At 39.6% G+C, this 11575-nt stretch carries 11 protein-coding genes; 4 read left to right on the forward strand and 7 right to left on the reverse strand.

The window, feature by feature from the left end:
- Positions 1–23 precede the first annotated feature (23 nt).
- The 4 genes from CH365_RS06375 to CH365_RS06390 form a co-directional block, all read right to left on the reverse strand.
- Positions 24–959 carry a UDP-glucuronic acid decarboxylase family protein gene (locus CH365_RS06375; protein WP_425268539.1) on the reverse strand — a complete coding sequence of 312 codons (936 nt, stop codon included), beginning with the start codon at positions 957–959 and terminating at the stop codon, positions 24–26.
- The gene (locus CH365_RS06380) at positions 952–1824 is read right to left on the reverse strand and encodes a M50 family metallopeptidase (RefSeq protein WP_100767749.1); all 873 of its coding nucleotides are present in this window, start codon (positions 1822–1824) and stop codon (positions 952–954) included. Before CH365_RS06380 ends, CH365_RS06375 begins: the two co-directional genes overlap by 8 nt.
- Positions 1825–1909: 85 nt before the next feature.
- Positions 1910–3604 carry a methyl-accepting chemotaxis protein gene (locus CH365_RS06385; RefSeq protein ID WP_100767750.1) on the reverse strand — a complete coding sequence of 565 codons (1695 nt, stop codon included), beginning with the start codon at positions 3602–3604 and terminating at the stop codon, positions 1910–1912.
- A gap of 171 nt (positions 3605–3775) precedes the next feature.
- On the reverse strand, positions 3776–4999 hold the full coding sequence (locus CH365_RS06390; protein ID WP_100767751.1) for a DUF445 domain-containing protein: 1224 nt from the start codon (positions 4997–4999) through the stop codon (positions 3776–3778).
- Positions 5000–5079: 80 nt separating this feature from the next.
- Here CH365_RS06390 and CH365_RS06395 point away from each other — a divergent pair, with 80 nt between their 5' ends.
- Genes CH365_RS06395 through CH365_RS06410 form a run of 4 tightly spaced genes read left to right on the forward strand, consistent with a single transcriptional unit; the run spans position 5080 to position 7770 of the window.
- A complete protein-coding gene (locus tag CH365_RS06395; RefSeq protein WP_100767752.1) occupies positions 5080–5553 on the forward strand; it encodes an LIC_10042 family TonB-like protein in 474 nt (157 codons plus the stop codon).
- Entirely contained in the window at positions 5546–6067 is a 522-nt protein-coding gene (locus CH365_RS06400; protein ID WP_208861163.1) for a UpxY family transcription antiterminator, read from the forward strand. Before CH365_RS06395 ends, CH365_RS06400 begins: the two co-directional genes overlap by 8 nt.
- A gap of 2 nt (positions 6068–6069) precedes the next feature.
- The gene (locus CH365_RS06405; RefSeq protein ID WP_100767754.1) at positions 6070–7038 is read left to right on the forward strand and encodes a KpsF/GutQ family sugar-phosphate isomerase; all 969 of its coding nucleotides are present in this window, start codon (positions 6070–6072) and stop codon (positions 7036–7038) included.
- A gap of 6 nt (positions 7039–7044) precedes the next feature.
- Positions 7045–7770, forward strand: coding sequence for a type I 3-dehydroquinate dehydratase (locus tag CH365_RS06410; RefSeq protein ID WP_100767755.1), 726 nt, complete (start codon positions 7045–7047; stop codon positions 7768–7770).
- A 4-nt stretch (positions 7771–7774) separates the two neighbouring features.
- Here CH365_RS06410 and CH365_RS06415 read toward each other — a convergent pair whose 3' ends face one another.
- The 3 genes from CH365_RS06415 to CH365_RS06425 form a co-directional block, all read right to left on the reverse strand.
- Entirely contained in the window at positions 7775–9289 is a 1515-nt protein-coding gene (locus CH365_RS06415; RefSeq protein ID WP_100767756.1) for a tetratricopeptide repeat protein, read from the reverse strand.
- Between the two features lie 111 nt (positions 9290–9400).
- Positions 9401–11014 (reverse strand): GMC family oxidoreductase, encoded by a 1614-nt coding sequence (locus tag CH365_RS06420; protein ID WP_100767757.1) that lies wholly within the window; start codon positions 11012–11014, stop codon positions 9401–9403.
- A gap of 5 nt (positions 11015–11019) precedes the next feature.
- Positions 11020–11523 (reverse strand): hypothetical protein, encoded by a 504-nt coding sequence (locus CH365_RS06425; RefSeq protein ID WP_100767758.1) that lies wholly within the window; start codon positions 11521–11523, stop codon positions 11020–11022.
- Between the last annotated feature and the right edge of the window lie 52 nt (positions 11524–11575).

Genomic DNA, 11575 nt, shown 5'->3' on the forward strand with positions numbered 1-11575 from the left:
GTCCAGATTTTCTCGGCGAACGATTAATCCAAGTGATTTTTGAAATAATCGACTGTTTTCCTGATTCCTTCTAATAAAGGAACCTTAGGTTCGTAACCCAGTTTTTGTCTAGCTAAAGTCAGATCCGGCTTTCTACGGGCAGGATCGTCTTGGGGAAGAGTTTTATAAATGATCTTGGAAGAAGAGCCAGTCTCTTTTAAAACTAACTCCGCTAGTTCCTTAACCGTAAACTCTCCGTCATTTCCCAAGTTCACAGGACCATTGAAGTCCTGGGTGTTCATCATTCTAATGATACCGTCTACAAGATCATCCACATAACAGAAGGATCTAGTTTGAGATCCATCTCCATAAACCGTGATGTCTTTTCCGGCAAGTGCTTGGACCACAAAATTACTTACCACTCTTCCGTCGTCCGGAAGCATACGAGGCCCGTACGTGTTGAAGATACGGATAACTCTTATGTCCACTTTATGATTTCTGTGATAATCGAAACAAAGAGTTTCTGCTACCCTCTTTCCTTCGTCATAACAACTTCTGATTCCGATCGGGTTTACATTTCCCCAATAAGTTTCTTTTTGAGGATGTTCGATCGGATTTCCATAAACTTCGCTAGTAGAAGCTTGTAAGATTCTTGCCTTTACTCTTTTAGCAAGTCCCAACATGTTCGTAGTCCCGAGCACATTGGTTTTAATAGTTTTGATCGCGTTGGATTGATAATGAATAGGGCTCGCAGGACAAGCAAAGTTATAGATCTGATCTACTTCGAGTCGGATCGGCTCAGTGATATCATGACGTATTAATTCGAAGCGAGGGTTAGAAAGAAGTTTTTCAACATTCTTCTTTCTTCCTGTATGAAAATTATCTACGCAGATAACTTCGTTACCTTCTTGTATCAGCCTTTCACATAAATGAGATCCGATAAATCCGGCTCCGCCGGTCACTAGTACTCTATTACCCATCAATTCTCTCTATATTCGTAAATTCCGGAGGGAGAGGTTTACCGTTCAGATCCAAACCTCTACTTAAAAACCATTCCAATACTTCAGGAGTAACTTCTCCAGGAAAGGGATTGTCTAAACCAACTACCGGCCCTTCATCAAATCCAGGAGTCTCATCCGGAACCGGACGAGGAGCTACTGCTCTCTTCAATGAAAAGAATATGATGGATACGCTAAAAAAAGACCAGAGTAGAGCAATCAAATATCCCAGGAACAAAACCGATTTCGGAACAGCTCCTCCCGGAGATGTTCCAGTTGCCCAGTACGCTAAAATACCTGCATCAGTATTCTGAACATTCTCAGTAAAATCTAAAAGATCATACAGACTATATAAGCTCACACTTGTTCCTAAAAACACCGTGATCAATCGATCCCAACCGAATGGAAGAAAGGAAGAGATCAAAAGAAAAATTCCCCAAAGTAAACCAGTCCTTTGAGCAAGCCCTCCGGAAGATGTATAGTTTAACGTGAGTAATAAAACTGCGCCCCCCAAAAGTAACAATGTGGGACGAACTAAATTTCCTTTGAATCCCCTATTGATCAAAAATCCTCCGACCAAACAAGAACCCAAATAACCTGCAGAGACTACGAATATAAAAGGACTTTTTCCGGATGTAGGAGATGCAACAGTTTGTCCTGCCTCGTCACCGTTCAGTTCAATCATCTGAACAGAACCGCCGGAGATAAGAGTTGCGATCGCATGTCCAGCTTCATGTATAAAAACCACGAAGTCTTTTAAATAAGAAACCCATCCATGATTCCAATAGGAAAGAAGAGTCACTATGATTGCAAGTAAGAGCGCAAGACGTAGGAAACGATTCTCCATTCTAAAATAGATATCGGCTTTTTTGTAGGAATTCCTACGGTGAAATGAAGAAGAACCGCATGAAAAATCAGCCGGTTTTTAGGACCTATTCCGTTTTAAAATGACTCAAAATTCCGCCAAATTTTTGGGAATGTTCCAAGGTATCTTTTACAGAATGCCTAATATTCTCGGAAGTAGCAGCTATATCTTCTGCTGATTTGGAAATAGCACTCATAGAATCCGAAATTTCTCCAGCAGAAAGTTTTTGTTGTTCGGAAGTTCCCGCCATCATCTTTCCCAAAACCAGGACCTGATCGGAACTACTTCGTATTTCTCCTAATCTTTTGGACTGTTCCTGCAAAAGACTTTTTACCTTAGATGAAGAATTATGAACTTCTTCAATATAGTTCTGAAGATTCTCGAATACATCTACAGACTGTCCCACTTTCAAAGCACCGACTTCCACTGAGTTGGATGTACTTTTTACAAGGTAAGTGATATCTTTGATACTCGACTTAGTTTGTTCTGCCAATTTGGAAATCTCATCCGCGACTACGGAAAATCCTTTTCCTGCTTCTCCTGCTCTTGCAGATTCTATAGATGCATTTAATGCAAGCATGTTTGTTCTTTCTGAAATACTTGTGATAATACCTACTATCTTGTTGATCTCATTGGAATAAGAACGTATCTGGTCCATGGATTGGATTGCTTCATTAAAGATCTGTTTTGCTTGTTCAGCCTTATCCGCTACATTCCCCGCTTGAGACTCCAAGTTTTGCATCGATTTGGAAGTTTCTCCCAAAGACACGTCAATAGAACCGATACTATCGTTTACATTGGATAAACTTCTAGTTTGCTCGCTGATGGTTAATACGATCTCATCGATCGTTTTGGAAAGTTCATGCGAAGCCGCTGCAGTTTCTTGAACCGCATGCGCCTGCTTTTGGGAAACCCTTTCGAAAGAACCTACCGATTGAAAAAGTTCCTCGTACAATCTCAAGTTTCTCTGATAGTTCTCTTTCATTTGTACCAGAAGTCCCCAGAGACTGATGGTCATACATCTAAAGTTCGAATAAATTCTATCAGCGTCTTCGACCCCTTCTTTTCTCGGAAATTCAGAAGCAAGATTTCCATTCACTACCTTACCAACGATCTCTAAGGTTTCGGACATTTTCTTTTTCAGTTTATAGATAGTTCTCAAACAAAGCGAAAATCCCAACACCACGGCAAGAAAGGTTAAGGTAGAAGCGACTGGGTCCGTTAAGAATAATTTCAAACCTAAATAAGAAGAAGGTATAAATATACATGCGAATGTGAATGTCACAAGCCCAAGATATCCGAATTTTACTCGGATCGAATTTACAAATGAGAAAATTGTTCTAAGGAGTTTTGATTCTCCGTTCATTCTCGCAAAAAGTTTTTCTGCCTTCTCAATTTGTTGTCTGGATGTCTTCTTACGAACAGACATATACCCAGTGATCACTCCGTTTTCTAGAACAGGAGTAACTGTAGCATCCACCCAATAATGGTCTCCATTCTTTGCACGATTTTTTACAATCGCATTCCAAGGACGACCGGATTGAACAGTGTCCCAAAGGTCCTCGTAAACTGCAGGTGGTATATCAGGATGACGGACAATATTATGAGGTTGGCCCAACATCTCTTCTTCCGAAAAACCGCTTACATCCGCAAAGTCTTTGGAAACATAAGTGATCTTACCTTTTGAATCGGTTCTGGAAATAATTACGGCCGATTCAGCGAACTGAATTTCCCGGCCTGTAATAGGTAGGTTCTTTCTCATATTTTCAGTAATTTTTTGAAGTCAAGTTTGGTATAGTGAATTTAGGAAAGTCGTTCGTTGATTTAAATAAATCCGAATTTTAAAGAGAAATAATTCTGAAAAGATTTGCTGAAAATATAATACTTTCGGTTTATTTTATAGAAGAATCTATCTTAAAAACCGACCGCAATCCTACTTTATAAAAACAAGATATGCTTGGATACAACCAGCGATACCACCAAGAAATGCGCCTAAACTAATCAGGGTAGGCTCATCTTCTTTAAAGACTGAATGCAAAAGATGTTCGAATTCTTCCGGAGGTAGTATACTTAAATTTTCGAAGACCAATTTTTCGATCTCTAATCTCTCTTCGATATAATCTTTCATTTTGTCTGCAGTTTCAGGCACCAGTTCTAGAATAGAATTTGCGATCTTCTCCTTCAATTCTTCTAACTTTTTAGAGCCTAAAATCAAAGAAGCATATGGGATTTTTTTCTTTAATTTCTCATCCATCAATTCTTTGGATTTGGAAAGAAGTTCCGTAATGATCAAGTCTCCTCCTTTCCCTTTGAAGATCACTCCTATCAAACTTTCGGGATCTAAAATTTTGGAAGCTACCACAGATGCAAATTCTCTGGAAACATCTATCTGTCTTTTTAAGAAAAGTCCTTGGTATTTGAAAAATAAAAAGTTTTTAGGCTGCAATGGAGAGAAGATCATAAGGATCGCCAGCCAGTTAGTAATATAACCTACAAAAACTCCCATGATGGGCATGGTCCACCATTGGTTTAAATATGCGATGAACAAGACTTGGATACATCCAATCAAAAACCCGAAATAGATTCCGGAACGAACGATAAATCTAAATTCAGGACCTCCACATCTTCTGAAAATTTCCGAAAGGACATTTGCATTCTCTCCCGAAAGGGACTCTTTTATTAAATCACCAATACCTAATATACTTTCCAGGTTCTTGCCGAAAGAAGTATAAATTTCTTCTATCTTTTTCGGAATATCTTCGCGAATCTCTTTTTCTAAAATTTGTTTTGCTTCTTCCGGAACCATGGACCAGATCACTGGATTGTCTGCAAAAAATAGTTCTTTGACTATAGAAGATGATTTCTCTCCGATCCTATCTCGGATCAGATCTGAAATTTGTACCGGGTCTATCTTTTTATACAGATCATAAGGTCGGATCAATCTTTCCATCATCACATCCGAAATAAGCCCTGCCATTTTCTGAGAATGCCTTGGAATGATTCCTTGCCAGCCTAATATTCCGTAACCTCTGAACCTAATCGGGTAAAAAATCATTTGAACAGCGATATAGTTTGTGATCCAACCCACAAATGAGCAGGTGACCAAAATCGAAATGATCTCGATCGTTGTACCGTGAACTGAATCGAAAGATTGCATCGGGCAGAGTTTTACGAATTTGAAAATTCGATTCAAGAAAAATTCAATACTTATTATACTAGTAAAATTGTATTAATCCTATGGGGTCCAGGGTTTCTTTTTTCATTTCTCTCTCTTTTCATGCGGTTCTATTTTTATCTTACTATTTGATCCGAAATCTGAACCCTGAAAATTTTTCGGAACAGATTAAACTCAGTCTTAGCAAGGGACAGATTCCAAGCTTACATTTTTCACTCCCTAAAAATCCAGGAGAAGGCCCAGATATTTCTTCTAACTCCGGCCTTGCAGGAACACCGGAGGCAGAGATTGAAAGATTTAAAAACGAGATCCATTTTCCTCCGGAAGCCTTGGAACAAAGATTGGAATCCGATTGTTCATGGGAAGTTATGATCGGAGCCAACGGAGTCGCTAAACGAATCACCACTATCAAACCATGCAAATATAAGGTTTTCGAGACACATTTTAAAAGATCGGTTTCTAGCTGGAAATTTCAACTACCGGAAGGAAACATCATAATTATTCCGGTATCCTTTCGTATTGAATCAGATGAGTGAATCTTTTAAATCATGGTATGCAATTTATACCAACTCCAGAACAGAGAAGAAGGTAGCGTTAGAACTTTCGAAAAAGGGAATAACCCAATACTTGCCGATTATCTCGACCAAAAAACAATGGTCTGATCGGATTAAAACTGTTCTGGTACCTGTTTTTCCTTCTTATGTATTCGTAAAAATTGATATAAGAACAGAAAAGCTAAAAGTCCTGGAGACCTCAGGAGTAGTAAGATTCGTTTCGATTGGGGAAACTCCTCTTGTAATCGAAGAGAACGATATCGAGACAATCCGCCAGCTTGTAACCGAGTATCCGGATAGGATCAAAATCGAAAGGGAAAAGATGCTGGCTCCGGGTAAAAAGGTACTGATCAGAAGTGGACCTTTTAAAGATAGAAAGGCCAGAGTAGTTCGAAAAGGAAGTAAATCGTCTATTTTTGTTTCTATTTCCGGAATGGATACTACGGTATCCTTGGAATTGGATTCGGAACTATTGGAAACGGACGAGGAGAATTAGAAGTGGGAAATACATTAGATAAAGTTAAAAAAGCTTTGGACACCGAGATCGAAGCAATCCTTCATTTTAGAGAGAACCTAGATCCAAATGTTGAAAAAGCGGTAGAGCTGATCTTCCAATCCAAAGGTAAGGTAATCGTAACCGGTGTTGGAAAGTCGGGAGACGTAGGTAAAAAGATCGCATCTACGTTATCTTCTACAGGGACTCCTTCTTATTTTCTTCATCCATCCGATGCAGCGCATGGTGATGCAGGAATTTTAGCACAAGGCGACGTTGTCATCGCAATCGGTAAGAGCGGAGAAAGCGAAGAATTACTCAACCTTCTTCCTACCATAAAAAGTATAGGTGCCAAATTGGTAGGATTAACTGCGAACCCTCAATCCAGATTGGCCTTGGACTGTGATATTGTAATCTTAACTCCTGTATTAAAAGAAGCATGTCCTCTTGAACTTGCACCAACTTCCAGTACAACAATCGCATTGATGTTGGGAGATGCGATCGCAATGGCATTGATGGAACTTAGAAATTTCCAGAAAGAGGATTTTGCATTATATCATCCTGCTGGAAGACTTGGAAAAAGATTATCCCTGAAAGTCGACGATGTAATGAGAAAGGGAGACAAACTTGCAAAGGTAAACTCCGATGCAAGTTTAGAAGAAGTTCTTTCCGAGATCACAACTAAACTCGTGGGCGCAACAGGAGTTGTAGATCCAAACGGTAAATTGATCGGATTCGTAACAGATTACGATATTAGAAGATTATTAAACGCAGGGAAGCTCGACAAATCCATCAAAGCAAAGGAATTGATGAACCCAAAACCGACCGTATTCGAAAGCGGAATCATGGCTTATGATGTTTTACAATCCATGGAAAGAAGAGAAAAGCCTATTTCAGTAGCGCCAATTGTTTCCAATAATGGAACCTTGCTTGGTATCGTTTCTATCCACGACCTTTTACAAAAAGGACTTTGATTCTAGATGAGCCAAAACGACTCTCAAAAAATACGGATCATTCTTACCTTGAATGAAGAAGAGTTTTTTGGACTAAAAATTCTTCCGGAGGCCGATTTTTTAGAGATCCGTTTGGACCAATTCCATTCCGGCAAGGATACCCCGGAAAAAATCCTAGTTAAAATAAAAGAACTAAACGCATCTTGCGTATTCACTTATAGGCAACCGGAAGATTCTAGTCTGCAAAGTCTAGGGGTTTGGAATCGGGAAAACATTGCACCTTTGCTTTCCGGATTAGAATCAGGAAAACATTATATAGATCTGGAACTGGACAAGGATAATCCTGTGTTTAACGGAATTGACGAAGATCGTTTCGGGATCATTCGTTCCGTACATAGTTTTTCAGGAATTCCCGATTTCGAAGAATTATTATTTTTCTTACGACCCGTTGCAGAAGAAGTTTTAGCGACTGTTAAGTCTGATCTTCCTTTCCAAAGGATTTTTAAGATAGCAGCACTTCCTAAGAACAAGGACGAATCTGAGGAATTCCAACATTCTGCTTTAAAACTTTCAAAACTTTGTGCTAAACAGAATATTCCAATCGGCTTCTGCGGGATTTTAATGGGAGAATCCGGAAAAGAATTCAGGATCTTTCCTGAAAAAATAGGATCTCAATTTACTTATTGTTGTTTGGGAGAACCGAAGGCCCCAGGCCAAGTGGATTTGGAAACGGTCCTTTCTAAAAGAAAATAAACGACTAATCCCTGTCTTGGGAATCATCGTCTTCTTTATCATCTTCCGATTTTTTATGATCTCTGGTTCCAGCTCTAGTTTCTAAGAATGTTTTGAAACCTTCATCGGCTCTGAATTTTTTGAATGCCTTATCTTTTTCCGCAGATACCCAGTAAGAAGATTTTATGCTTCCGGATTTCTTAATGTAAGTCATTGTTCTTTCTTGGTCATTCTTCTCTGCGTAACATTTTGCTAAAAGATAATAGGCTCCAGCAGAATCCTCTACCTTTTCCAAATGATTAATCGCTTTTTCTACGGAGCCAGTATAAAGATAAGTTTTGCCTAAGTAGAAATTATATTCTCTGATTTCTTCTTCGTCCGGTTGAACTGCGTGAAAATATTTGAGAGCCTTATCGTAATTTCCGTTATTTGTATAATATCTGGCGAGTTTTAAGATACCGTCGTAATATACATCCGGTAGGTCTTTCAGTTCCGGATTTTCTTTTTCGATGGCGGCACCGATCTCTTTCAGAAGATCATAACCTTCTTCCTTTTTGCCGATCTGTATCTTGCAGAGGCCGATATACATCCGGATCTCTCTGGTTTTTTCTCCGTATTCGAGTGCTTTTTCGGCGGTTTTAATCGCGTTATCACAATCCTTTTGCTGCCACTTAATTTTAGTTAAGCCGATCAAAGGAAGAACTGTATGTTTATTTGCATGCGCTTTTCGATAATACTTGGAAGCTTCTTCGAAATTTTTCTTTTTATGATAAGCGGCTGCTTGGGTCAGATGTGTGTAATAAAGTAATTTTTCCCTTTCGGAAGGGATCTTAGGTTCTATACGATTTAGAACGGAAAGTGCATCATCGTAATTTCCCACTCGCACGAGCAGGGCGCCGTACTTATAGCCATACTCTACATTCTCCGGTTCATTCTTTACTAATCCGGAAAGAATAGATTCTGACTTAGCAAATTCTTTTTCATTATAGTAAGCTAATGCAAGACTCCAAAGGATCTCTTTATTGTTCGGATCCTGTTTTAACTTTTTTTCCAGACTCGAAACACTTTCCTGTTCGGGTTCTTCTTCATGATAAACAGGTTTGCGATAACTTCCTCCCGAAGAATATCTTTCTTCTGCGGCAGCTCGGATCTTTTGGATATGAGAAAGGTCCGGATCTATTTTCAATAATCGATTGGAGTAAGAGATCACTTCTCCGTAATCTCTTTGGTAATTATGATAAAGAATAATCTTGGTAAGAGAATTAACCAGATCCTTTTTAGGAAGATTTAAACCGACAGCTTTCTTGAATGCTTGGATGGATTTAGTATAATCTTTTCTGCTCTCATAGATATAACCTATGTACATCCAGGCCTCGCCGGAAGAAGGGTTTCCATCGTTATACTTTTGGAATTGTTTGAGAGCTTCCGTATAATCTTTTCTAGAATAGGCTTTTTTACCTTCTTTCAAATCTGCGAAGACAGAATTGGAAAAGAAGAGTATGCTAAAGCAAATCAAGAAGGAAAAGAACGGCCTAGCCATACTAGTGAGACCGATATTTTCCCTCCGAATACTACAAAAGAAGGAAGGCATTTATCCAATTTTGGAAGAGAACGCCATGAATAAAGTGGAATTCTCGCCTTCCCAGAGGAATTATTTATTTCCTAAAACCTCTGCCTTTCTTTGTGCTAAGGCTCTTGCAGCTCTCAGATTCACACTCATTGTCGTAATTTGAGGATTTACGGATAATCCTGTAGGATACACAGAAGCATCCATTACGAAAATATTCTTATGACCGAAGAGTTGGAAATCCAGATCCACCGCACCTAGGTCGGGTGACTTAGCTGCTTGGATAGAACCATGAGGGTGAGCAGAACCGATCGCGATCTTTCCAGGTTCTATACTCTTATCTAAAATCCAATCGAACTTGGAATTTTTATCTACTGGGATTGGGTCTTCCACGTCAGGGAATGGGAATATAATCGCCTTTGCACCTGCGGCAACTTGTACTTCTGCCAATGCTTTTAGACCTTTAAGTAAATTTTTACCGTCAGTTGGAGTGATCTCGAAATATACTTTTCTTCTTCCTAAAGACCATTTCACAGAAGCGTTTGCTTCGCCATCTGCTCCGTCACGAACAAGCACAATCCCTGCGCTCATGTTTGGATACTTCTTCATGGCATCGAATTGTCTCTGTCCATAAAAAGGAATCAATGAACTTGCTAATGTAGGACGGAAAGGTGCTACTTCTAACCAATATCCGTAACCAGTATTGTCTTGGTTATGACCGTCTTTGATCACTGCAGATTGAGGAGGCCCGGAGAACATATTGATCGTCTCATCAAAGATCGCAAAGTTCGTACTTGTAGGATGAACTTTTAGATTTCTTCCCACCCAATCATTTCCTAGTCCGGATCTTTGTAATAACGCAGGGCCTTCGATTGCCCCGGCACTTACGATCACTACAGGAGCTTCGATCACTACTTTTTCCAAAACATTGCTTGGAGCCTTTTCGTAAGGATCAGGAGTGAATTCTGCAACTACAGTTTTAATATCTCCGTCTTGGACGTATTGTGCTCTCATATTTGAGATTACAGTTGCACCTGCTTCGATCGCATCAGGGATCCAAGTTAAGAATGCAGATTGTTTTGCGTTAATGGGGCAACCTAAACCGCAGCGGCCGAGACCAATACAGCCTCTATTATTATTTTTTAATACTTCTGGATGTAGACCTAGAGCTTTTCCACCTTTCATCAAAGTATTGTTGTTTGCATTGATCAAATTCGGAGGAACTTCGTGGACACCGATTCTTTCGTGGACTTCGGAAATATAAGCGTCCATTTCCTGTCTTCCGTAACCTTTCCAGCCGAAACGGGAATCCCATTCATTCGTCACGTAATCAGGAGGATAAAGAGAAGTTTGCCAGTTTACAGTGGTAGAACCACCTACAGTTCTACCTTGTAGAATGGATAGTGTTTGTTCTTCCGCTATAATAAATCCTGCATCTCTATAGAGTCGAGCTTGGGAAAGAAACTCATCTCCTGTGAATTTTGCAGGAGTGAAATATCCACCTTCTTCGATCAGGACTACTTTCCATCCTGCTTTTGCAAGAGTGGCAGCGACTACCGCTCCTCCCGCTCCGGAACCAATAATAACTGCTTCTGCTTGTAATTTCCAAACTCCGTCTTTGATCCCGTTTTCTTTGATCAAAGATTCATGTTTTTCCGGAGTGATGATCTTATAATTTGCTTCAGGAATCGCTCCCATAGTTCTTAACCTTTATATCCCACTAGTTCGTTAAAATCCCTTTCCATAGAAACTAAGAAGAAGGACAACTGGCGCATAATATTGTAAGCGCCTCTTTTCAAAGATAAGGAAGAGTTTTTCCAGGAAAGAAGTCGTTTCTCTCTATCTTCTTTAGAAAGCCCAACCATAGAGGTAAAAGAAAAATCTAAAGCAAGAGAAACGAGAGAAGATCCCGGCAAGAATGCCAATAATTTCAAAACGGATTCTGTATCGATCGGATAAGGATGACCGTAGATGTACTTATCCGCAGCAACTCCCAAGTCGAATCCTTGGATTGGATTTCCAACTAGGAAAACTTCTTCCAAGGATTTGAAAGCGAGATATTCAGAATCACTCAATCCATGCAATTTCGGAATGGATCCGGGTTTGCAAGAAGCTTGAGGAACAAGGATAGCCGAGATGGCGGCCGTTTTGAACAAAAACTTTAGAAAGCGACTACGAGAAACTTTCTCATCCAGAAACGATTCCAATTCTAACTCCTAAACTTTGTTCGAAAAAACAAAGTTTGCCGTAACGAATGTT

It is taken from the genome of Leptospira neocaledonica, assembly GCF_002812205.1.
In the GTDB taxonomy this organism is placed as follows: domain Bacteria; phylum Spirochaetota; class Leptospiria; order Leptospirales; family Leptospiraceae; genus Leptospira_B; species Leptospira_B neocaledonica.

Coding starts and splice junctions, on each gene's coding strand:
- CH365_RS06375 (WP_425268539.1), bottom strand. CDS start 959: ATGGGTAATAGAGTACTAGTGACCGGCGGAGCCGGATTTATCGGATCT.
- CH365_RS06380 (WP_100767749.1), bottom strand. CDS start 1,824: ATGGAGAATCGTTTCCTACGTCTTGCGCTCTTACTTGCAATCATAGTG.
- CH365_RS06385 (WP_100767750.1), bottom strand. CDS start 3,604: ATGAGAAAGAACCTACCTATTACAGGCCGGGAAATTCAGTTCGCTGAA.
- CH365_RS06390 (WP_100767751.1), bottom strand. CDS start 4,999: ATGCAATCTTTCGATTCAGTTCACGGTACAACGATCGAGATCATTTCG.
- CH365_RS06395 (WP_100767752.1), top strand. CDS start 5,080: ATGGGGTCCAGGGTTTCTTTTTTCATTTCTCTCTCTTTTCATGCGGTT.
- CH365_RS06400 (WP_208861163.1), top strand. CDS start 5,546: ATGAGTGAATCTTTTAAATCATGGTATGCAATTTATACCAACTCCAGA.
- CH365_RS06410 (WP_100767755.1), top strand. CDS start 7,045: ATGAGCCAAAACGACTCTCAAAAAATACGGATCATTCTTACCTTGAAT.
- CH365_RS06415 (WP_100767756.1), bottom strand. CDS start 9,289: ATGGCTAGGCCGTTCTTTTCCTTCTTGATTTGCTTTAGCATACTCTTC.
- CH365_RS06420 (WP_100767757.1), bottom strand. CDS start 11,014: ATGGGAGCGATTCCTGAAGCAAATTATAAGATCATCACTCCGGAAAAA.